Below are 21384 nucleotides of genomic sequence, written 5' to 3' on the forward strand. Positions count from 1 at the left end.
ACCAACCCTAGTCGGACCTCCCGTCCAGGTACGCACGCCAGCCGCCGTACGACGTGATGTCGCGCCCCGGGTGCGCAGCATCGGCCGTGCACACAAACCCGAGTACCCGCCGCCCGTCCGACAGTTCCACTGGCCCGATCGCGAGCGGCGGGTCGATTGTCGACACGAACCCACCGAGTTCCGCTGCCGGCAGACTCCACACCTCCACCTCGATCCCCGGGCCGTCCGCTACCGAGACGGTCGGCGTCAGTCCCGGGCGTGGTCCGTCGACCAGATACATCCGGTACGACGACGTGGTCCGTGCGGCGAACGCGAGTCGGGCACCACGCCGTACCAGCTGATCGTTCAGTGGCTGGCCGGACAGGTGAGCGCCTGCGACCGCGAGCAGTACGTCGGCCTCCGGATCCGGGCGCTCCGGCACCGGCTCATCACACCAGACGGCCGCCAGGTCGATCACCTCGTGGTCGTGACCGGCCGGGGCCAGGAGCTGAATCCCGAAGGGCAGACCATCCGCCCGATCCGGTCCCGGGAACGCGACGGCGCAGAGATCGAGCAGGTTGACCATGTTCGTGAACCGCCCGAGCCGGCTGTTCACGCCGATGGGATCCGCGGCCACTTCAGCCAGCGTGGGATGCCCGGGTGTCACTGGCAGCAGGAGCGCGTCGAGCTCGGTCCACAGATGTTCGCTCGCACGGGCCAGCGTGGCCAGTTGATCAAGGCCCGCGAACGCCTCGGCGGCCGTCAGAGCTGCGCCACCACGGACAATCGTCCGCACGGTCGGGTCCACCGCGGGTGAATCGTCGAGCTTGTCCCCGAATGCCAGCCAGCGCTCTGCCAGCCATGGCCCGGAGTACAGCAGGTCGGCCGCGGCGAGCAGCGGCTGCACGTCCACCTTGACCACGTCGCCGAGACGATGCGCCTGATCGAGCGTCTGCTGCCACGCCTGCTCGTGCAGCGGATCGAGCTCCAGCGCGGCATCGGGTACGCCGATGACAGGCGCGCTTCCCACGCGGCGGCCTGGCCGGCGATGCGGAAGCGCCGACCACCGCCGCGACCACGCATCGTCCGGGTCGAAGGCGACCATCACGTCGAAGGCCTGGCGGGCCGTCTCGACCGAACGGGCCATCACCGTCACGCAGTCGAGCGACCGGCAGGCGGGTACGACGCCTCGGGCTGAGACGAGACCGCGCGACGGTTTAATGCCGACAATCCGATTGAAGGCAGCCGGCACCCGGCCGCTGCCGGCCGTGTCGGTTCCGAGCGCGAAGTCGACCTGTCCGGACGCGACCGCGACCGCGCTGCCCGAGCTCGATCCGCCCGAGACATGCTCAGGGGAGAAGACTGAGTGACAGGCGCCGTACGGCGATCGGCTGCCGACCAGTCCGGTCGCGTACTGGTCCAGATTCGTCTTCCCAAGCGGGACGGCGCCCGCCTCGAGCAACCGATCGACCACGAAGGCGTTGCGCGCTGCGGAGCGTGAGTTGCGCGGGTCGCCGGCAGTGGTCGGCACACCCTCCAGATCGATGTTGTCTTTGAGAGCCATCGTCAGCCCGTGCAAGGGACCGGGAGCCGGCTGGATGGGGTCGACCCGGCTGATCCACTCGTTCATGCTCCCCACCGAGCCCGCTCGGCCTCGAAAGCGGCGCGTCGTTTGGCTCGTACGGTCGCGATGTCCACGGGTGCCTCCTGCTCGATCCGGCGTACGTCGGCGATCGAGAACGTGGCCGGCCCGACCCGCAGGTCCGCCCGTCCGGCTTTGATCTCGGCCCGCTCGTGGGCGAGTTCCTCAGCGCTCACCGGCGTGAATCTGATCAGGTCGAACTGTCTCAGCAACCATGGCTGCTCGTCGCCCGGCGCGAGCCGCCAGACCGGGACGGTCCGCCCGACCAACTGGTACCCACCCGGGCCCTCCATCCCGTACACACACAGGTAGATCCCCCCGATCCCGACCGCGTTCTGCGGCGTCCAGGTCCGGGCCGGGTTGTACTTCGTGGTGACGAGTCGGTGCCGGGGATCGATCGGTACGGCGACCGGCGCACCGAGGTAGACGTCGCCCAGGCCGACGACCAGGTACGTCGCGGCCCGGACGATCTCGAACACCTCGTCGCGGTGTTGCAGATCGTTGACACGACGGATGAACTCCACGTTGTCCGGGCACCAGGGCGCGTCGGGCCGGACCGACGTCGCATACCGGCGCATCGCTTCGTGGGCCTCCGGGTGGTCGAAGGCGATCGGCAGCGTCACCTCGCGGGCCGGCAGCACCACCGTCTCCGGGTCCGCCAGGCCGGTCGCCAGGAACGCGAGCTGCTCGGCCAGTTCGACCAACCCGAGCCGGGCGGAGTCCACCGCGATCAGGAGTGATCGCACACCTTCGACCAGCTCCGTCACGCCGTCCGGCCGGTGGGCTCGCAAGGCTTGAGCCAGGAGGTGGATCCAGACTCGGACGGTGAGGTCGAGTTCGGTCGGCCCGGCCTCGACCAGCAGATGTCGTTCGCCCGCACAGCGGATCGTGTACGGCGGTGTGCCGTCGGACCGGTGGAGTACGTCGGGCCGCGCGGGACCGGCGGCGACCGCGACGGGTGGCGCCGGTTCCTGCCGGAGGTCCGACAGCCACGCCCGTCGTTCCTCGATCGCCTCGGCTGCCGTCTCCACAGTCACTGGGATCAACCGAACGGTGTCCCCGGCACGTAGCTGCCCGAGCATCCACCGATCCGCCTCGATCACTACGGCCGGTACGACGAAACCGCCGAGCGACGGTCCGTCCTTGCCGACGATGACCGGCGTGTCGCCGGACAGCATGATGCCGCCGACGGGGTAGGCGGAGTCGTGCACGTTGGACGGGTGCAGACCGGCCTCGCCCCCGTCGGTCCGGGCCCAGCCCGGCATCGGGCCGGTCAGTCTGATCCCGGTTCGGTCGGACCGATGGTCGACAGTCCAATTGCTGGCAAAGAACGCATCGACACCGTCGGCGGTCAGATGATCCGGCGCGCCGTGCGGTCCGGGGATGACCCGGACCTGCCAGCTGGCCGACATCGCCGGCGGCTCGACTGACTGCGGGCTGAGCAGGTTCTCCCGGCGCCCGAGGGGGAGTTGGTCACCGGCCGCGAGAGACCTGCCCTCGTGCCCACCGAAACCGCCCAGCACGAAGGTCGCGCGGCTGCCGAGTACGAGCGGAACGTCCAAGCCGCCCTCGATCGCCAGATACCCGCGCGTGCCCGGTCCGTCGAGTGGCCCGAGATCGAGCACGGATCCGGCCGGCAGCTGTACGACCAGACCGGGGCGAACGCGCCAGCCGTCGATCGTCGCATTGTGGACAGCACCGCCGACACAGACGAGCCGATCCTCGTCGCAGGTCAGGACAGGTCCGGTGAGCACACACTCGAGTCCGGCCGCGCTGCTGGGGTTGCCGACCGCGGCGTTCACCAGGGCGAAGCTGAGTTCGTCGGCCGCTCCTGACGGGGGGACGCCGACGTCCCATAGCCCCGGCCGCCCGGCCAGGTCCTGAACGGTCGTCTGGATTCCTGGGGCGACCACGGTGATGACCGCCATCGTCACCACCAGCCCAGCAACTGGACCGGTGTCGGGTTCCAGCCGTTGCACGGATTGTTGACCTGCGGACAGTTGCTGATCAGGACCAGGAGGTCGCGGCTCGCGGTCAGTTCGACGTACCGGCCGGGCGCCGACAGGCCGTCGTCGAACCTCAGGTCGCCTGCGGAGGTGACCGGGACATTCATGAAGAAGTTGACGTTGTGGGTGAGCTGCCGCTGGCCGATGCCGGCCTGCGCGCCGTAGGTGAGGAAGGTCTGGCGGCACGCGTGCTGGTGACGGGTGTGCTCGCCGTACCGGATGACGTTGCTCTCCTGGGAGCACGCGCCGCCGACGGTGTCGTGCCGGCCGCAGGTGTCGTCGGTGATGACGGCGAGCTCGTCGGCCCTGGTCGAGAGCAGATGCGATCCGGTCGTGAGGTAGACGGCTCGTTGCGCGCGGATCGTGTCGAAGGCGGAGTACCGGTTGTCGATGTCGTGGGCGTCGTAGAACAACGTGTCCACGGCCTGGTTGCCGTGCAGGTCGACAATCCGCAGGCGGCCGTTCGCCGGTACGGTCAGCAGTGCGCCGTCGCCGGGTTCCACCACGGTGTCCAGGCTCATGCGATCAGCTCCCGGGTCAACTCGAGTGCGCGCACCGCTTCCGCTCGGAGTTCCGGATCACCCGGCTCGGCGATCTCGGTCTGTACAGCAGTCTCGATGTGTACGGCGACCGGCGCGGGTTCCGTGCTGGATAACGGATGTGCGGCGGTCGAGACGAACACGAGCAGGTCCTGTTCGGCCCGCAGCGTGACGCTGTCGCCGGCCCGCGCCTGGTCGGGATCGAAGGTCAGCGAGGCCCGGGCATCGTCGGTGACGCGGACCTTCGAGAAGAAGTGGACGCAGCCGTGCAGGTCCGCCGCGCCGAAACCGTGCTTGGTCAGCTCGAGCTGCAGCAACCGGTCGGGCGGGGCTCCGATCAGGCAGTCGTGCCAGTCGGATCCGGAGGCGACGACGGTGGCCAGGGCGAGACCGCGGTCCGACATGAGGACCATGCCCGCCCTGATCCGCGCGGACATCTGCGACTTCAGTGTGTCTGGGATGTTCAGACGGTCCAGTCGATCGGCGCCGATGATCAGCGTCGAGGCGTTCGCACCGTCGGCCAGTGCAGTCAGGGTGATGGTGCGTCCGGCTCGGACGGGTGCGGACCATGCCGCGGCGGCGGGAATCTCGTGTTTCATGCGACAGCGCCTTCCACGACAGTGCCGTCAACACTTGTGTCTTCGACACTGGTGCCGATCGACGCGTGGTACGCCCGCCGTTGACCCCGGTACGCGATCAGTCCACCGACGGCCACGATCCCGAGGGTGAGCAGCGGCAGATAGTGCAGGTACCACCCTTCGCCCGCAGGGTCGTACACCTCGGCGCGCGGCCAGCCGAGGTTGATCGCCATCGCGAGTCCGTAGCCGACAGCAAGAATGTTGACAATCAGACCGAACCGCCCGAGCGAGAACAACGGGCGGCCGTTCTCGTCCACGCCGGCGGACAGTCCACCGGTCGTCAACCGCCGCACCAGCAGTGGCGTGGTCACCATCAGATAGGCGACGTACAGCAGCATGATGCAGACGCTCGCGAGGCCGAGGAACAGTCCCGTGTTGCCCACGTTCACGAGCAGGCACACTGCGGCCAGCACCCCGGGCACGATCGTCGCCGCGACCGGAGTGCCGGTACGACGCGACACCCGACGCAACCGAGCCGACGCAGGCAGGACGTTGTCGCGCGCCATCGAGAAGATCATCCGGGCGGCCGCGGTCTGGATCGCCAGCGTGCACACGCACACCGCGAGCGCGACATCAAGGAGCAGCAGCTTGCCCGGCGTCGTACCGAGGCTGCTGGTCAGGACGTAGGGGAGGCCTTGGGTGGCGAGATCGCCGTCGGTCAGCGACGGCGCGGCCATCAGCGCGGCGATGATCAGGAACGCGCCGCCGATCCCGGAGGCGACGACGGCGCGGATGATCGTCCGCGGTGTGGTCGCGCGCGGCTTGTGCGTCTCCTCCGACAGTTCGCCCGCGCTGTCGAAGCCGACCAGCACGTATGCCGCCATCAACGTCGAGATCAGCAGCGGCACGACGTACCCGGTGGTGCTGTCGAGGTTCGTCGTGTGCAGGACGACCGACGGACCGCGCTCGGCTTGGCTTGTCAACAAAACAACGATCAGTACGACGCCGACGAGCTCACAGGTCACCCCGACCGAGTTGACGAGCGCCGTGATCCGGACGCTGGTCGCGTTGAGCAGCGTGGTCGCGGCGAGGAGCAGGCAGCCGAGGACGACGGCGTTCGTCGCGCCGTCCTTCGAGGACAGCGCGGAATCGGTCCCGACCAGCTGGAAGCCGGACCAGACCGCGGGCAGGACGACCTGAAGCGCGATGGCCGCGGTGGCCAGCGTGATGATCTGCGCGATCACCATCGCCCAGCCGGCGAACCAGCCGACGACCGAGCCGCCGAGCCGCCGGGACCACTGGTAGATCGCTCCGGACAACGGGTAGCGGGCGGCGAGCTCGGCGAAGCACAACGCCACCATGAGCTGACCGGCCAGCACCGCGGGCCAGGTCCAGAAGAAGGCCGTTCCACCGAAGCCGAAGCCCAGGCCGAAGAGCTGGAAGACGGTGGTGAGGATGGACACGAACGAGAAGCCGGCAGCGAACGACGCATAGCTGCCGACCCGGCGTGAGAGCTGTTGGGTGTAGCCGAAGCGGCCCAGATCGGTTTCAGAAGTGGCTGACATTCCGGTCTCCGTCGGATCGGCCCGGAATGCGCACGGCAGCCCGGGGCCTTCAAGGCCTCCCGGGCTTTTGTCCCGCCGTGGAGCGGTGCCGTCGCGACAGCACCGCCTCCCCTCTCGGACCAGGCCTGCCGGTCATCGGCAGCGGAACCCTAGGGGCGCCCCGCCTCAGGCGGGTCTGTTCCAGTTCAGGGCGCTGCGGTTTCAGCGGGCGTCCTCGTGTGTAACGGCGGCGTAAAGGAATCCTCTCACCAGGGCCGGAGTCGGTGAGAGAGCAGAGAGGCCGTCCTTCTGGCGCTGCGGCGCGGTGGACCGCCGGGGGTTGCCTAGGGCAACAATTTGTCGGCGGCGCGGCGGAGGCGGGCGACGCCTTCGTAGATGCGGTCCGGTGGGGTGGAGGCGAAACACAGCCGTAGGGCGTCGGTGAACCTGCCGGTGGGGGAGAACGCCGGGCCGGGGATGAAGGCGACACCTTCGGCGAGCGCGATCTCGAACAGGTCGGCGGTGTTGACGCCGTTCTCCAGGGTGACCCAGAGGAAGAAGCCGCCCTCGGGATCGGTCCAGCGGGCGATGTCGCCGAAGTATTCCTGCAGGGCCGAATGCATCGCGTCCTTGCGTCGCTTGTACTCGAGACGCTGGGTGACCAGGTGCTCCTCGAGATGCCCGCCGGTCAGGAAGCCGGCGAGAAGTCGCTGGGCCGGGAGATTCGTGCAGGTGTCCATTGCCTGCTTCGCGTTGATCAGCAGCGGCTGCAGCTCGGGGTCGGTGTCGACCCAGCCGACCCGGACTCCGGGCGCGATGATCTTCGAGAACGTCCGTACGGCGAACACGAGCGGATCACCGGCACCGAGCTCGCGCAGCGTCGGCAGTGGGTCGCCGGCGAAGCGCAGAAGCCCGTACGGATCGTCGTCGATCACCATCGATCCCCAGCTCCTGGCCAACTCGAGCAGCCGGTGGCGTCGTTCCAGGGAGAGGGTCGCGCCGGACGGGTTCTGGAACGTCGGGATCGTATAGATCGCCTTGGGTCGACGATCGCCTAGTAGGCGTGGTAGATCGTCGACAATCATGCCGTTGTCGTCGACCGGGACCTCCAGCAGTTCGGCGCCGTACGACAGGGCGGTGGCGCTGCCGTTCGTGTACGTCGGCGACTCGACGACGACCAGGTCGCCGGGGTCGACGAAGATCTTGCAGAACAGGTCGAGGCCCTGCATCCCGCCGGCCGTGATGGTGAGCCGGTCGGCCGTGGTTTCGTCGCTGGTCCCGCGGAGCATGTCGAGCAGCGCGTTGTGCAGCGGCGGGTCGCCCTCGGTGGCCGCGTAGTCGTACGCGTCGGGGCGGCTCAGTTGTTCGGCGGCGATCGCGGCGAGGATTGTCGACGGTACGGCTTCCGCGGCCGGTGACCCCATCGCGAACCTCACGATGTCGTGGGTCTGCTTGTGCAACAGCGACGTACTCGAGTCGATCACCGACCCGACCAGCCCGGCGACACGTCCGGCGTACGGGAGACGTTGCGTGGTTCCGGCTCCTGGCACGCGATCACTTCCTTGCACGGGCTACCTCCTGATCGTGAGTTCGTGGGGGAGACCGGTCAGGCGTTCGACGCCGTCTCCGGTGACCACGACGGGTTCGGACAGTTCGTAGCCCCAGCCGTCCATCCACATCCCGAGGATCACGTGGAAGGCCATGCCGGCAGTCAGAACCGTGGTCTCGCCGGGACGCAGGCTGACGGTGCGCTCACCCCAGTCGGGCGGGTACCCGATGCCGATCGAGTACCCGATCCGCGAGTCCTTCACCAGCCCGTGCGCGGCGATCACGTCGTTGAACGCCGCGTGGACGACGCTTCCTGTCACGCCTGCGCGGATTGTCGACAACGTGGCGCGCATACCGTCGGCGACGATCTTGGCGGTCTCGCGCAGTCGCTGTGGTGGATCGCCGAGCATCACGGTGCGGGCCAGGGGAGCGTGGTAGCGCCCGAACACCCCAGCGAGTTCGATCGTGGTCGCCTCGCCGGACACGAACGGGCGGTCGGTCCAGGTCAGATGCGGCGTACCGGCGGCGTTGCCGGTCGGAAGCATCGGCACGATGGCGGGGTAGTCGCCGCCGTGCTCGGGGGTGCCGGTCGCCTGCGCGGCGAGGATCTCGGCGACCAGATCGCATTGCCGCTTACCCGGCTGGAGTTCGTCGAGGGCGATGCGCATCGCGTTCTCGGCGATCGAGCCGGCGATTCTGAGTTGGCGGAGTTCGTGCGGTGACTTGACCAGGCGGATCCAGTTCACGAGTTCGGCCGAGTCGACCAGTCGGTGGCCGGGCAGGCCGTTGCCGAGGGCGAGGTAGCCGCGGGCCGAGAAGAAGTGCGCGTCGGCCTCGACTCCGACGTCCGCGCCGGCCGGGATCAGGTCGCGGGCCATCCCGGCGATCCAGTCGAACGGATGCACGTCGGACCGGTGAACGAGCTCCTCGGGGTAGCCGTGGATCTGCTCGTCGCGCAGATTGCAGGTGTACGACGCCCCGGCCGCGTCCATCGCGCGGGCGAACAGATGTGGTTCCCCGTCGGCCGGGACGACCAGGCATTGCGGGGTGTAGAACGACCAGGCGTCGTACCCGGTCAGGTAGAAGAGGTTCGCCGGATCGCTCACCACCAGTGCGCCGAAACCACGGTCGGCCAAGGCGGCGCGAACCCGGCGGAGCCGGCCGGCGTACTCGTCCGGCTCGACCGCCTGCTCCCGCAGGTCCGGCACACTCATCACCTCACCCGGTTGCAGATTGTCGACAATCCTAGCGTCAGATCAGTCGCAGAAAGAAGGCCGGCCACAGCGCGCGGCCAGTGAGCGTGGTGGTCTGCGGTGGGGTGTGGTCGGTGGTGGGTGGTCGGTGAGCGTGGTCGTGTGTGGTTGGGGTGCTTGGTCAGGTGAGCTTGGTCAGGGGAGGAGGAGGCGTTGGCCGGGGCCTTGGGCTTGGTGGCGGGCCAGGTCGAGGGCGGACCACATGGTGACCTGGTTGGCGGTGAGGACCGGTTTGCCGAGGGTGGCTTCGAGGCCGGCGATGATGTCGTAGGTCGGGAGGTTCGTGCAACTGATGAAGACCGCCTCAGCGGCCGGGTTGTCCACGCTGCGGACGAGTTCGACGGTGGTCTCGTACGGCACCGCCCAGATCTGGGCGATCAAGCCCAGGCCGGCAGTCCCGACCACCTCGATATCGGCTTCGGCGAGGAACGCGGTCAGGCCTTCGGTCAGGTCGTTCGTGTACGGCGTGACCGTCGCGACCCGGCTGATCCCGAGGTGCCGCAGCGCCATCAGCAACGCCCCGCTCGTCGTGACTGCGGCCGGGGCGCCGGCCGCGACCATCGCGTCGACGAGCGCGGCTTCACCGGCGAGACCGCCGACGAAGCTTCCGAACGTGCAGGCGTACGCGACGGCCAGCGGTGCGACAGGCAGGACGTTGACCGCGGTCTGAGCGATCAGTTCCGGATCGGAGACGTGCAGCGCCATCTCGACCGTCGCCGCGAGCGGGGCGTACGGCGTCCGGGTGAAGTGCAGTGTGACGTCGTCGGGGACCCAGCGCCACAGTTCGCGGTCGAGCGCGAAGTCGTACGGCGCGACGACGCCGATGCCGGTCTGGAGCAGCTTGGGCACCGGCGCCGGCAGCGGGTGCGTGGGAGGCCGCAGGGTCATGCGGTCAGTGTGCGGCTCACCGAGGATTGTTGACAATCCTACGGACGGGTTTCTAGCCTCGATGCGTGCCAGCCACCTCTGAGCGTCCCGTCGTCGCGGTGCTCTGTGAGCGGGCGACCGACCGGCCACCCGGGCTGGAGGGCCTCGCGGTCGACTTCCGGTACTGCGCCGCGGATGGTCTGCCGGAGGCGGTCCGCGGTGCCCGCGCGTTGATGCTTTGGGACTTCTTCTCGACCGCGGTCCGTGACGTCTGGGCCGACGCCGGCACGCTGGAATGGATCCATGTGACCGCGGCGGGTGTCGACACTCTGCTGTTCGACGAACTTCGCGATTCCGATGTGGTCGTCACCAACGCGCATGGGGTGTTCGACCGGCCGATCGCGGAGTACGTGCTCGGCGCGGTGATCGCTCATGCCAAGGACAGTCGGCGCAGTCTCGACCTCCAGCGCGGGCATGAGTGGCGGCATCGGGAGACCCGGAGCATCCTCGGTGCAACCGCGCTGATTGTCGGCACCGGGGCGATCGGACGAGAGACTGCCCGCCTGCTGCGGGCGGCCGGGTTACAGGTGCGCGGTGTTGGGAGGGTCGCTCGCACCGACGACCCGGACTTCGGCGAGGTTGTTGCCAGCAGCAACCTCGCGGACGAGGTGGCCTGGGCGGACCACCTCGTCCTGGCGGCGCCGCTGACGGCGGCGACGCGAGGGCTGGTCGACGGCACAGTGTTGTCGGCGATGCGACCGGGTGCACATCTCATCAACGTTGCTCGCGGTCCGATTGTCGACGAACGAGCCTTGCTCGAGCGGGAAGAGATCGCCGCGACGCTGGACGTGTTCGACCGTGAACCCCTCCCGCCAGACCATCCGTTGTGGGATGCACCCAACGTGACGATCACCGCGCACATGTCGGGCGACGTGATCGGCTGGCGCAACACCTTGGCCGGGCAGTTCGCGACGAACGTCCGCCGATGGCTGGCCGGAGAACCGCTGCTCAACGTGGTGGACAAGAAGCTCGGCTACATCCCCACGAGCAACCGATGACGCAGACCGACAGGAGAGTGCTGGTGTGGAGGTAGGCGAGCTGGTTGCGGGGTACCGGTCCGGGGCGGTGTCGCCGGTCGAGGCGACACGGGCAGCGTTGGATGCGATCGAGCGGTACGACGAGCAGGTGAACGCTTTCGTGCTCGTGGACGCCGAAGGCGCGCTCGCTGCCGCGAAGGAGTCGGAGGCCCGGTGGCATTCCGGGGAGCCACTGGGCCCCGGCGATGGGGTACCGACATCGATCAAGGACGCCCTGTGGACCAAGGGTTGGCCGACGCTGCGCGGCAGCACGATGATCGACGAGGCCGGTCCGTGGAACGAGGACGCCCCGGCCGTCGCTCGGCTGCGCGAGACCGGCGCGGTGATTGTCGGCAAAACTACGACCCCCGAGTACTCGTGGAAGGGTGTCACCGACTCCCACAAGTACGGCGCGACTGGCAATCCGTGGGATCCGTCCAAGACGTCCGGAGGATCGAGCGGCGGTTCGGCGACCGCGGTCGCGCTCGGGATGGGTGCGTGGTCGGTTGGTACCGACGGCGGTGGGTCGGTCCGGATCCCGGCCGCGTTCACGGGCACGGTCGCACTCAAGCCGACGTACGGGCTGATCCCGTTGTATCCGCCGAGTGCGTTCGGGACCCTGTCGCACGCGGGGCCGATGACGCGGACGGTCGGGGATGCAGCGGCGCTGCTCGACATCATCACTGGATTCGATGCCCGCGACTGGTCCTCGATGCCGACGCCGGCCACCTCGTTCCTGGACGGGATCGATGACGGCGTGGCCGGCTTGAGGATTGCCTTCTCGTCCGATCTTGGCTTTGTCGACAATGATCCCGAGGTCGAGGAGTTGGTCCGGACGGCGGTCGGCGTCCTCGCGGCGGCCGGTGCCGAGGTGACCGAGATCGATCCCGGGTTCACTGACCCGATCGACGCGTTCAACGTGCTCTGGTGGTCCGGCGCGGCCAAGGTGCTCGAGGCATACACGGTCGACGATCGCGTCGATCCCGGACTACGTCGAGTCGCAGCGCTCGGCTCGGCGTACTCGGCGTCGGACTTCCTCGACGCGACCACCACGCGGATGGAGCTCGGGTTGCTGATGGGGCGGTTCCATCGCAAGTACGACGTACTCCTCACGCCGACGCTGCCGATCACGGCGTTCCCGGTCGGTCAGGACGTGCCGGATGGCTCGGAGTCGCCGGACTGGACGAGTTGGACGCCGTACACCTATCCGTTCAACCTCACGCAGCAGCCTGCGCTCAGCGTTCCGTGTGGGTTCACGAAGGCCTGCTTGCCTGTCGGATTGCAGATTGTCGGCGCTCGGCACGCGGACGCGCTCACGTTGCGGGTCGGACGGGCGTACGAGGCCGCCACTGAATGGCACCGGCGCAATCCCACCTTGGAGGCACGATGAGCAAGTACGTCACCGTCAGCCTGGACAAGCGCGGCGTGAGCTGTGTTGCGCAGCTGCTCGAGGACGTCGCGCCGCGGACGTGCAAGGCGGTGTGGGCTGCGCTGCCTCTGTCGGCGCCGGTGTTCCACGGGAAGTACGCGCGGAACGAGATCTACACGCTGCTGCCTGGGTTCGCGCCGGCTGATCCGGGCAAGGAGAACACGACTGTCACGCCGATCCCGGGCGACTTGTGCTGGTTCTCGTTCGACTCCGATGATCTGGGCAATCCGGCGTATGGGTACGAGAACACGACGGGGACAGGTACGACGGGGGCGATTGTCGACCTGGCTGTGTTCTACGGGCGGAACAATCTGCTGATCAACGGCGATCAGGGCTGGGTGCCGGGCAATGTGTTCGGTGCGATTGTCGACAATCTGGACGGCTTTGCCGCGGCTTGCCAGGACCTCTGGATGGGCGGCGCCCGCGGCGAGACCCTGAGCTTCAACCCCCGCGACTAAAAGCACCCCCCGCCCGAAGGCATCCGCCCAGTACCCGCACCCGGGCACCAGCACCTGGCTGAAGGCATGCGCGCAGCGAAGCACCCGACAGCCCAGCACCCGGGCACCACAGCACCCGGCTGACGGCATCCGCGCAGCGCAACACGCACGCGGCACAGCACCCCGGCGGCACAACACGCCCGCAGCACGGCACCCCGGTGGCATAGCACCCGGGTGAAGGCGTGCGCGCAGCGCAGCACTCGACAGCACAGCACCCCGGCGGTCGGGTGCCGGGGTGCCTTTGTGTCGTGCGTCAGAGGCCCTTGCGGAAGCCTTCGCGCCAGGAGGCGTAGCCGGGCTGCCAGTCGAACGTCGCCTTTGCCAGCGAGTTGTCGGCACCGCGCATCGTGGTGAAGGCGGCCACGCCGACCTCGCCCGCGGCCAGGCGGCCCAGCCAGACGGGGACGTGACGCGGGCCCTTCACCCCAAGGATGCGGGCGAACTCCGGCAGCCACACCGCCGCCTGCGCCGGGTCGTCGTCGGCGATCTGGTAGATGCCGGTCGCATCGCTCTCGACCGCCTTCACGGTGGCGTCGGCCGCGTCGTCGTAGTGGATGAACGACCACACGCCGGCGCCGTCGCCGATCAGTGGCAGCTGGCGCTTGCGGATCATCTCGACCATCGATCCACCCTTGCCGATGTCACCGGTCGGACCGTAGAACGCCCCGTACCGCAAGGCGATGCCCTCGATCCCGTCGGCGTTGGTGACCACCGACTCGAGGTGCTTGATCCCGGCCATCGTCTGCCGCTGTGCGGCCACCGGGTTCGGGTTGAGCGGGTCCGCCTCCGTCTTCGTCGCGGATCCACCCTGTTGCAAATTCCAGCCGGCGTACGACTGGACGACGAACCGTCGTACGCCGGCAGCCTGGGATGCGGAGAGCAGGTTGTCGGTGCCCTCGATGCGCAGCCGGTTCGTCATCGCGAAGCTCTGGTCGAACTTCTTGAAGTTGATCCCGCTTTTCAGCGCCGTCATCTGATGGACGACGACCTCCGGGCGGACCGTGTCCACCGCGGCCTTCACCGCGGCCGCGTCCAGACCATCAGCCAGGACCACGTTCGCGCCGAGTGCCTTGATCGAAGCCGCCTTCGACTCCGACCGGATCATGCCGACCACCTCGTGACCGGCCGCCACCAGTTGCGGGACCAGCGACCGGCCCAGTCCGCCGGTCGCGCCTGCCACCAATACCTTCATTGTCATTCCTCCGTCGTCTGTTGTTACGACCCGGAGGACACGCGCCGGCGGCGCGTTGTGACGTGATCCACGTCACACGCGTGCGTCGTGCCCCGCCAGGCCGGGGCACGACGCACGCTGGGGGAGGGGTCAGCGAGTCAAGGTGATGAGTTGTGCGGTGCCTGCCTGGACCGTGGCGGTCAGTGTGTTGCCGTCCACCGGGACCCGTTGACCGACCGGCGAGCCGGTGGCCGTGCCGTTCGGACGGATCTGCCGGTCGCCGAGCGTGACCTTCGAGGCGTCCGACGAGGCGAGGCCCGCGGCGTCGCTCGATCGCAGCGTGACGCTCTTGCCGTGACGGAACCGCGAGGGCAGGTCGAGCGTGACGCGCGAGGCGGTGCTGTCCGCCGCGGCCGGGTCCTGGACGTTGATCAGTACGACGGTCAGGTCGCCGTGCCGATCCTCGACGCCGTACGCCCGCAGCTTGCCGAGCTCGGTGTCCGGCAGGCCGAGGTCGACGAACCGGCCGCGAGGCACCTGACGGAACGCCCAGATGCCGTAGTACAGCGGTGTCGCGGACAGCTCGCCCTTGTCCATCGCGGCCTGATCGGCGGCGCAGAACGCACCGTAGTACCGGTACGAGATCGGGTACTCCGGCGAGTCGCGCGGCTTGAAGTCACCACAGATGGCGGCCGTGTTGGTGTGGAACTGCACTCGGCTCACACCGCTCTGAGCAGTCTGGAGCAGGTAGTCGAGCGACCACAGGGACGTCGCATAGCTGGTGCTGACGCCGGGCTGACCGCTGCACGACGCGCTGTTGGACTCGTTGATCGTCATCGGGATGCGCGGCAGCCGACTGCTCAGCTGCATGATGCCCTGCAGTTTGGCGTCGGTGTTGAGGTGTGTCGTGGCCGACATCAACTGCGGGATGGTCAGGTTGGACGAGCCGCAATGGCTGCCCGGGTACCAGTGCGAGGCGATCTCACTGATCACCTGGTCCGGCTTGACGCTGGTGTCCGCGGCGACGGCAGCGGTGAACTCGTCCAGTTTCGTGTTCGTCTTCGCGGTGTTCGCCGATGGCCCGGTCAGCTTGATCGTTGCGTATGGCAACCGTTGCCGGATCGCCGCGGCGTACTGCTTCATCGTGTCCCAGTACTGCGCCGGCGTCAGCGTCGTGACGTGGTCGTACTCGTTGCCCAGTTCAACCGAGAGCAGGTCGTCGCCGAGGGTCGCGTGGGCGGCAGCGACCTCCTCGATGACTTGGTCGAGAGTGACCTGTCCGTTGAGCACCGAGAGCAGCGGCGCTCCCAGAGTGACCTTCCAGCCGGACTCGTGCAGCAGGGAACGGAGCTGGGTGAAGTCGCCCTGGTCGACGGTGCCACCGATCGCCCAATCGGGCGCCGGAGTGTCCTTCGCGGCGCCGAACGCCGGCCAGACCAGATCCATCGAGTAGCCGCCGAGGCGCAGTACGCCCGGTCCGAGGGTCTTCAGCCGCTGCGCCATGCGTTGGCGGGTCAGGTATCCATGCGCGAAGTCGGCGGACTCGACCGAGAAGCCTTGGTTGTCACCGGTGATCGAAGCGTTGGTCCAGTCGCTGGTGACGGTCAGCCGAACCTCGCTGGAGGCCGGCGGTGTGTCGCTGGTGGGTGGCAGGGCGGCGCCGGCGACCAGCGTTCCGGTACTGGCGAGCGCCACCGCCAGGGTGGTGGCGAGCAGGGATCTCATCGGGGCGGTCTCCTCACGGATGATTGCTGATGACAACGACCTCGCCGGGCACGAGGGTGGTGGCGGTCTGATGGGTGAGTCGAGGCCGGAACCCGGACCAACTGCCGTCGGCCCGGACCGCCTGCCCGTCGATGCGGACCTGTGGCGCGTCGAGCATCCGGCCGGCACCGGTCGGGTCGTACGGCGTCAACCGGTCGACGAAGCCACGTGGTGTAGCGACAGTGATCGGCTGGTTGGTCTTGTTGATCAGGACCAGGCGGCCGTCGGCGCGCCACCCCTGGACCTCGGTGCCGGTGTCGACCGGCCGCAGCGTCATTGCGCCCTGAACGAAGTGCGAGAAGAGGAGCAGAGCGTAGTACTCCGGTTGTGCGGTGGGTGCACCGATCGCTGGGGACGGGTCGTAGTTGACGGCGTTGTAGTAGCCGTTGCCTTCCTCGGGTTCGAAGAACGCGCGGACCTCGGCGTTGTGCAGGTTGACGCCGACCCCGCCGATCCGGCAGTCGGCGTTACTACGGGGTTGGTCCGGCGGCTGCGGGCAGGCGACGTGGAACATCATGTCCACGGCGTACGTCGCGCTCGCGGCCACGTTGCTCACGCCGTCCGCGCCACGACCTGCGGCCGTGTTGGTCTCCTCGAGGCGGTAGGTCAGGCCGCGCTGAGCCGCGTCGGCGCTGTGCACCGCCACCTGGTAGTCGAGGCTCGCGAGGTGCTCTGCGGACAGGAGCGCGGGGATGGACGGGCAGCGGTACGGCTTGTTCACACAGGTCCGCGCGAGCGGATAGAAATGGTCGCTGCTGTGGACCGGACGGTGAGTGTCGAGGATCTGCTGCCAGTTCCAGAACCATCGAGTCGGGACTGTGCGTTCGTGGATCTGCTGCCAGGGCAGGATGTCCTCGCTCGTGTTCGGCGTGATCGCCTTGGTCGGGCTGATCGCCGCGGCGTACACGGGCAGGTCCGCGACGTACCGGTCGAGGCCGGAGGTGCCGTACGACAGATCGGGCTCGTTGCCGAGTTCGATGCCGATCACCTGGCCGGGCCGGAAGGTCTGGCGAACCGCGGTCGCGAACGCCTTGGCGTGCTCAGGGCTGACGAACGGCCGCGTCTCCTTCGGCGGTGACATCGCCGTGCCGAGCACAACCCGCCAGGCGTCGCGGCCGTGGCTCGCCTGGTCGAGCGTCGCGCGGATGTTGCGCAGATCCTCGGGTGTGATGATCTCGTCGGTGTTCGGTGCGGCCGGGTCGAACGGCATCAGATCCTGGGACGAACCGCCGATGCGCAGTACGCCACTGCCGAGGTTCCGCAGCAGTTGGACGAACGCCGGCCGGGCGGTCGGACCCATGTAGCGCTCGATCAGCGACCACTCGATGCTCAGCCCGACGAAGTCGCGCGCCACCGCCGTCGGCGCAGCGGGGAGTACGTCGGCCACGGGCGCGGCACCGGCGTGCGGAGTGCTGGGTGCGAGCAAGGTCAGGGGGAGGGCGAACAGCGCGAGGGCGGCAACGACCGCCCGGCGCCTGGGGCGGCGTCGGCTCATCATTCAACCTCTGGGGAGGCTCCGGCCGCGGGCACCGGAGTGGCTGAGAAAACGTTGTCTGATTAGACTTCTGTGAGATTCTGACCATGTCAACCCCTCGGGCGTGACGAACTTCCCGCGACTCGCTGACCGCGCGCTGCGGGTAGCCTCGTGCCCGCAGACCTGTAGGGGAGGACCGTGACCAGATCCGGGAAGCGCACGACGATCGTCGATATCGCGCGTCAGGCCGAGGTGTCGATCTCGACCGTGTCGCGGGTGCTGAACGGGCGACCGGTCGCCGACGAGGTGCTGGCGACCCGGGTGCGGAAGGCGGCGACCGAGCTCGGCTACCGGCCGAACATGGTCGCCCGGGACTTCCGGCGTGGCGTGACCAGCACGATCGGCGTCGTCGTCCCCGATCTGGCGAACCCGTTCTTCCCGCACGTGCTCAAGGGATTGGCCGAGGAGGTGTCGGCCGGTGATCATCGCTTGCTGGTGGTGGATTCCGGTGAGGACGCCGACCAGGAACTGCAGCTCGTGGCTCAGTTGGCGGGTAGTTGCGACGGCATCATCCTGTGTTCACCGCGAATGCCGCAGAGCAGTCTCGCCACGTTGCCGGCGCTCGGTGTACCGATCGTGTGCACGAACCGCTCGGTGGGCGCCCTGCCGTTCGGGACCGTGGGGATCGACTCGGCGGCGGGCATGCGCCAGGCCGTCGCGCACCTCGCCGAGCTCGGTCACCGGCAGATCGGCTACCTCGGAGGTCCTGGCACGTCGTGGTCGGACGGCCTGCGGCGAGAGGGCCTGAGTACGGCGGCCGCGGACCTCGGCGTCAAGGTGTCGTCGACGGAGGCGGGGTCGACGAGCGACGACGGTCACGCCAAGCTGCCCGAGCTGCTCGATCAGGGCGTGACGGCGGTGATCGCCTTCAACGACCTGGTGGCGATCGGTGCGCTGGCCCGGCTGCGGGAGCTCGAGATGGACGTGCCGTCGCGGCTGTCCGTTGTCGGATTCGACGATATCCCGGTCGCCGCGTTCCTCGGGCCACCGCTGACCACCGTCAGTCTGCCGAAGGAGGAGCTCGGCCGCCGCGCCTGGGCCGGTCTCCATCAGCAGCTGGAGACCGGGCAGGTGCCCCAGGAGGAGCTCCTGCCCGCGTCGCTCATCGTTCGGCAGTCGACGGCCGCACCCGCCGACTGACGATCGTCACTCCGATGTGAACGTCAAGTCGGTCGGGCCGAAGGACACATTGAGGTTGACGTCGATCGTCATCCGCCCGTCGGCCGTGCGGCAAGCGAGCTTCGCGACGAACGGCGTCTCGAGCCAACGGATCGTCGCGACGAACGCGTCGCCGTCACCGTAGGCACTGGTCACGACGCGCTGCACCTCCGGGGCGACCGCGTCCAGGAGTACGCCGTGACTCGACTGCTCACGCCAGTCGCCGACCGCGCACACGATGTCGGTCGGCCCGTCCGAATCCCGCTCGACACCGAGCAGCGAGAACGTGCCGGTCCCGTCGGGGTCGAGGCGAACCGCCGTCAGCCCGGCGACGTTCTCCGCGAACCGGTACGTCTGCCCGTCGCCGCCCGCCGGCGCAGGACCGGTCGGCGGCGGCAGCTCGAGCCGATCGGGCCGGGTCACGGGCGTGACCTCCTTGCCCTCGAGCGCGGGAAGCAGGTGGTCCCAGACCGTGTCGACGATGGCCTGCATGTCGCCCGTCGCGCTGGTGACAATCAGGGCCGCGTCGTGGTCGGGGAGGACCATGACGAACTGACCGAACGCGCCGTCGCCGCGGTAGGTGTTGTTCCGCCCGCGCCAGAACTGGAAGCCGTAGCCCTGCTGCCAGTCCGGATTCTCCTGATCGTCGTTGGGCACCTGCTTGGAGGTCGCAGCCTCGTACCACTCGGCCGGGACGAGTTGCTTGCCCTCCCAGGCGCCGTGCTGCAGCAGGAGCTGCCCGAAGTTCGCCAGCGACTCGGTGTTGATGCTCAGCCCCCAGCCGCCGACGGTGATGCCCTCCCTCGACACCTGCCAGGTCGCCTCGGTGATCCCGAGCGGCTCGAACAGCCGCGGCTTCAGATAGTCGAACAGCCGCTCACCGGTCAGCCGCTGCAGGATCGCGGACAGCATGTACGTCGCGCCGCTGTTGTAGACGAACACCGTGCCCGGCTCGTGGTCGACGTCGAGGCCGAGGAAGATCTTGACCATCCGGCGGTCCCGCGAGAGCGCCGCGACGGTGTCCTCGCTGTGGCCGGTCGTCATGGTGAGCAGATGCCGGACCGTCATCGCGGCCAGGTTGTCGCTGATCGTCTCCGGCAGCTCATCGGCCTCGAAGAACGAGATCACCTTGTCGTCCAGCGCCAGCAGGCCGGAGTCGATCGCGAGCCCGACCGCGGTCGAGGTGAAGCTCTTCGACACCGAGAACAGCAGATGCGGATCGGTCAGCCGGTACGGCGACCATTCCTCCTCGAGTACGACGTGACCGTGCTGCAGCAGCATCACGGTCTGGATCTCCGGCTCGGACGCGTCCAGTGCGGCGACAAAGGTGTCGAGCGCGGCACCGGACAGTCCCTGGTCCTCTGGGGTACTCCGTGGAAGGCTGCTCACCCCAGGCACGTTATCTCCCCGATCGGACAAATATCAGGTGCGTTCTACCAGGCGGGCAGCCGTGATCTTGGACGCCGTGGCCGACGATGGGTCGTCAGCTCTGGTGCTCTGACGGTTGGAGGTGGTCGAGCTTGTCGGGGTTGACCACGCCGTGGATGGTGGTGATCTGGCCCTCAGCAACGACGAAGGACCAGACGGCGGCCGTGCGGTTCGCGACGTCGCGGACGCGGACTGCGGGCTGACCGCCGACGTGCACTGGCTCGACCGTCAGCTCAAGATCGCGAAGTTTGACGAAGGCACCGACCAGCATCCGGGCGACGTTCTGCGCACCATGCACCGGCCGGGGGAATCCACCCTTCCCTCCGCCGTCGCCGGTGAACGTCGCGTCCGGTGTCAGCAACTCGACCAGCTCCTCGAGCTCACCACGCTGCGCCGCCGCAACAAAGCGCCGTACGAGCTCGTCTCTTTCCTGACGGGATGCGTCGAAGCGCGGGCGCTCGTCGGCGAGCCGGCGGCGCGCGCGTACGGCGAGTTGGCGGCAGGCTGACGGGGTCTTGCCGATCATGCCCGCGACCTCGTCGTACGGGTAGCCGAAGACGTCGCAGAGGAGGAACACCGCACGCTGGTCGGGGGAGAGCCGCTCGAGGACGACGAGGAACGCGGTCGACAGCGAGTCCGACAGCGCGGCTCGGTCGGCGAGGTCGACGTACTCGTCGACGGCGGGCTCGGGCAGCCACGGGCCGACGTACAGCTCGCGCTTGCGGCGCGCGGACCGCAGTTGGTCGATCGCGAGCCGGGTCGTGACGGTGGTGAGGAACGCCTTCGGTGACTCGACGTCCTCTTCGCGGTGCAGCCGGAGATAGGCCTCCTGGACGACGTCCTCCGCGTCGCCGAAGCTCCCCAGCATCCGGTACGCGATCGACAGCAGCAGTGGCCTGAGTTCCTCCATCACACCTTCACAGACGATCGAGGCGGTCTCTCAGTGACACTGTCACACGATCGATTGTCCGATCGTCTGCAATCCACATGAACACAGTCACCTGGATCTTCACCGGCGTCCTGGCCGTGGTCTTCACGGTCTCCGGTGTCGCCAAGTCCACGATGTCCCGCGATCGCCTGATCGCGACCGGTCAGACCGGCATCGCGCCGTTCCCGATGCCCCTCGTTCGGGCCGTCGCGATCTGCGAGTTGTTCGCCGTCGCCGGTCTCTTCGCGCCGTGGCTGACCGACACAGCCCGCGTCCTCACGCCGCTGGCTGCGGTCGGCCTCGCCTTCGTCATGATCGGCGCCGCGACCTCCCACGCCTCCCTCCGGGAACCCAAACCAGTAGCCGCCAACACCACCCTCCTGGCCCTCGCCGCCTTCGTAGCCGCCAGCCGCTTCGCCGCCCTGACCTGACACAGTGGGGGC

General features: G+C 68.4%; 18 protein-coding genes and 1 riboswitch. Of the genes, 5 read left to right on the forward strand and 13 right to left on the reverse strand.

Annotated elements, in window-relative coordinates; all coding sequences use genetic code 11:
• Window positions 1–7: 7 nt before the first annotated feature.
• From atzF to ACIBG5_RS01135, 8 genes are all read right to left on the reverse strand, one after another.
• Entirely contained in the window at window positions 8–1609 is a 1602-nt protein-coding gene (gene atzF / locus ACIBG5_RS01100; protein ID WP_396389396.1) for an allophanate hydrolase, read from the reverse strand.
• The gene (locus ACIBG5_RS01105; protein WP_396389397.1) at window positions 1606–3549 is read right to left on the reverse strand and encodes a 5-oxoprolinase/urea amidolyase family protein; all 1944 of its coding nucleotides are present in this window, start codon (window positions 3547–3549) and stop codon (window positions 1606–1608) included. The genes atzF and ACIBG5_RS01105 overlap by 4 nt, the downstream gene beginning before the upstream one ends.
• 2 nt (window positions 3550–3551) lie before the next feature.
• Window positions 3552–4148 (reverse strand): urea amidolyase associated protein UAAP2, encoded by a 597-nt coding sequence (locus ACIBG5_RS01110; RefSeq protein ID WP_396389398.1) that lies wholly within the window; start codon window positions 4146–4148, stop codon window positions 3552–3554.
• Window positions 4145–4765 carry a DUF1989 domain-containing protein gene (locus tag ACIBG5_RS01115; RefSeq protein ID WP_396389399.1) on the reverse strand — a complete coding sequence of 207 codons (621 nt, stop codon included), beginning with the start codon at window positions 4763–4765 and terminating at the stop codon, window positions 4145–4147. Before ACIBG5_RS01115 ends, ACIBG5_RS01110 begins: the two co-directional genes overlap by 4 nt.
• Window positions 4762–6309, reverse strand: coding sequence for an amino acid permease (locus ACIBG5_RS01120; protein WP_396389400.1), 1548 nt, complete (start codon window positions 6307–6309; stop codon window positions 4762–4764). Before ACIBG5_RS01120 ends, ACIBG5_RS01115 begins: the two co-directional genes overlap by 4 nt.
• A 54-nt stretch (window positions 6310–6363) precedes the next feature.
• A riboswitch (guanidine-I (ykkC/yxkD leader) is annotated at window positions 6364–6473 on the reverse strand.
• A 159-nt stretch (window positions 6474–6632) separates the two neighbouring features.
• On the reverse strand, window positions 6633–7838 hold the full coding sequence (locus ACIBG5_RS01125; protein ID WP_396389401.1) for a PLP-dependent aminotransferase family protein: 1206 nt from the start codon (window positions 7836–7838) through the stop codon (window positions 6633–6635).
• Between the two features lie 21 nt (window positions 7839–7859).
• The gene (locus tag ACIBG5_RS01130; RefSeq protein ID WP_396389402.1) at window positions 7860–9050 is read right to left on the reverse strand and encodes a M24 family metallopeptidase; all 1191 of its coding nucleotides are present in this window, start codon (window positions 9048–9050) and stop codon (window positions 7860–7862) included.
• A gap of 174 nt (window positions 9051–9224) precedes the next feature.
• Window positions 9225–9977 (reverse strand): Asp/Glu racemase, encoded by a 753-nt coding sequence (locus ACIBG5_RS01135; RefSeq protein WP_396389403.1) that lies wholly within the window; start codon window positions 9975–9977, stop codon window positions 9225–9227.
• 65 nt (window positions 9978–10042) lie between these two features.
• On the opposite strand from ACIBG5_RS01135, the gene ACIBG5_RS01140 reads away from it, so the two are divergent.
• The 3 genes from ACIBG5_RS01140 to ACIBG5_RS01150 are packed head-to-tail and all read left to right on the forward strand — an operon-like array spanning window position 10043 to window position 12919.
• Window positions 10043–11014 carry a D-2-hydroxyacid dehydrogenase gene (locus ACIBG5_RS01140; RefSeq protein WP_396389404.1) on the forward strand — a complete coding sequence of 324 codons (972 nt, stop codon included), beginning with the start codon at window positions 10043–10045 and terminating at the stop codon, window positions 11012–11014.
• A 25-nt stretch (window positions 11015–11039) separates the two neighbouring features.
• A complete protein-coding gene (locus ACIBG5_RS01145; protein ID WP_396389405.1) occupies window positions 11040–12422 on the forward strand; it encodes an amidase in 1383 nt (460 codons plus the stop codon).
• Entirely contained in the window at window positions 12419–12919 is a 501-nt protein-coding gene (locus ACIBG5_RS01150; RefSeq protein ID WP_396389406.1) for a DUF3830 family protein, read from the forward strand. Before ACIBG5_RS01145 ends, ACIBG5_RS01150 begins: the two co-directional genes overlap by 4 nt.
• A gap of 292 nt (window positions 12920–13211) precedes the next feature.
• Here ACIBG5_RS01150 and ACIBG5_RS01155 read toward each other — a convergent pair whose 3' ends face one another.
• From ACIBG5_RS01155 to ACIBG5_RS01165, 3 genes are all read right to left on the reverse strand, one after another.
• Window positions 13212–14150, reverse strand: a complete 939-nt coding sequence (locus ACIBG5_RS01155; protein WP_396389407.1) for an NAD-dependent epimerase/dehydratase family protein — start codon at window positions 14148–14150, stop codon at window positions 13212–13214.
• Window positions 14151–14279: 129 nt separating this feature from the next.
• A complete protein-coding gene (locus ACIBG5_RS01160; protein ID WP_396389408.1) occupies window positions 14280–15854 on the reverse strand; it encodes a hypothetical protein in 1575 nt (524 codons plus the stop codon).
• A gap of 13 nt (window positions 15855–15867) precedes the next feature.
• A complete protein-coding gene (locus ACIBG5_RS01165; RefSeq protein WP_396389409.1) occupies window positions 15868–17388 on the reverse strand; it encodes a hypothetical protein in 1521 nt (506 codons plus the stop codon).
• Between the two features lie 177 nt (window positions 17389–17565).
• On the opposite strand from ACIBG5_RS01165, the gene ACIBG5_RS01170 reads away from it, so the two are divergent.
• Window positions 17566–18567 carry a LacI family DNA-binding transcriptional regulator gene (locus tag ACIBG5_RS01170; RefSeq protein WP_396389410.1) on the forward strand — a complete coding sequence of 334 codons (1002 nt, stop codon included), beginning with the start codon at window positions 17566–17568 and terminating at the stop codon, window positions 18565–18567.
• Between the two features lie 6 nt (window positions 18568–18573).
• Here the strand turns inward: ACIBG5_RS01170 and ACIBG5_RS01175 are convergent, their stop codons facing one another.
• Both ACIBG5_RS01175 and ACIBG5_RS01180 read right to left on the reverse strand, forming a co-directional pair.
• On the reverse strand, window positions 18574–19974 hold the full coding sequence (locus ACIBG5_RS01175) for a serine hydrolase domain-containing protein (RefSeq protein ID WP_396389411.1): 1401 nt from the start codon (window positions 19972–19974) through the stop codon (window positions 18574–18576).
• A gap of 94 nt (window positions 19975–20068) precedes the next feature.
• Window positions 20069–20923 (reverse strand): RNA polymerase sigma-70 factor, encoded by an 855-nt coding sequence (locus ACIBG5_RS01180; protein ID WP_396389412.1) that lies wholly within the window; start codon window positions 20921–20923, stop codon window positions 20069–20071.
• Window positions 20924–21000: 77 nt separating this feature from the next.
• Between ACIBG5_RS01180 and ACIBG5_RS01185 the strand changes: the two genes are divergently transcribed.
• On the forward strand, window positions 21001–21372 hold the full coding sequence (locus ACIBG5_RS01185) for a DoxX family protein (protein ID WP_396389413.1): 372 nt from the start codon (window positions 21001–21003) through the stop codon (window positions 21370–21372).
• Window positions 21373–21384 lie beyond the last annotated feature (12 nt).

Source organism: Kribbella sp. NPDC050241, from assembly GCF_044459685.1.
GTDB lineage: Bacteria > Actinomycetota > Actinomycetes > Propionibacteriales > Kribbellaceae > Kribbella.

What these genes read in the sequence shown, in the direction of transcription:
- atzF (WP_396389396.1), bottom strand. Translation starts at nt 1,609, where the DNA reads ATGAACGAGTGGATCAGCCGGGTCGACCCCATCCAGCCGGCTCCCGGT.
- ACIBG5_RS01105 (WP_396389397.1), bottom strand. Translation starts at nt 3,549, where the DNA reads ATGGCGGTCATCACCGTGGTCGCCCCAGGAATCCAGACGACCGTTCAG.
- ACIBG5_RS01110 (WP_396389398.1), bottom strand. Translation starts at nt 4,148, where the DNA reads ATGAGCCTGGACACCGTGGTGGAACCCGGCGACGGCGCACTGCTGACC.
- ACIBG5_RS01115 (WP_396389399.1), bottom strand. Translation starts at nt 4,765, where the DNA reads ATGAAACACGAGATTCCCGCCGCCGCGGCATGGTCCGCACCCGTCCGA.
- ACIBG5_RS01120 (WP_396389400.1), bottom strand. Translation starts at nt 6,309, where the DNA reads ATGTCAGCCACTTCTGAAACCGATCTGGGCCGCTTCGGCTACACCCAA.
- ACIBG5_RS01130 (WP_396389402.1), bottom strand. Translation starts at nt 9,050, where the DNA reads ATGAGTGTGCCGGACCTGCGGGAGCAGGCGGTCGAGCCGGACGAGTAC.
- ACIBG5_RS01135 (WP_396389403.1), bottom strand. Translation starts at nt 9,977, where the DNA reads ATGACCCTGCGGCCTCCCACGCACCCGCTGCCGGCGCCGGTGCCCAAG.
- ACIBG5_RS01150 (WP_396389406.1), top strand. Translation starts at nt 12,419, where the DNA reads ATGAGCAAGTACGTCACCGTCAGCCTGGACAAGCGCGGCGTGAGCTGT.
- ACIBG5_RS01155 (WP_396389407.1), bottom strand. Translation starts at nt 14,150, where the DNA reads ATGAAGGTATTGGTGGCAGGCGCGACCGGCGGACTGGGCCGGTCGCTG.
- ACIBG5_RS01160 (WP_396389408.1), bottom strand. Translation starts at nt 15,854, where the DNA reads ATGAGATCCCTGCTCGCCACCACCCTGGCGGTGGCGCTCGCCAGTACC.
- ACIBG5_RS01165 (WP_396389409.1), bottom strand. Translation starts at nt 17,388, where the DNA reads ATGAGCCGACGCCGCCCCAGGCGCCGGGCGGTCGTTGCCGCCCTCGCG.
- ACIBG5_RS01180 (WP_396389412.1), bottom strand. Translation starts at nt 20,923, where the DNA reads ATGGAGGAACTCAGGCCACTGCTGCTGTCGATCGCGTACCGGATGCTG.
- ACIBG5_RS01185 (WP_396389413.1), top strand. Translation starts at nt 21,001, where the DNA reads ATGAACACAGTCACCTGGATCTTCACCGGCGTCCTGGCCGTGGTCTTC.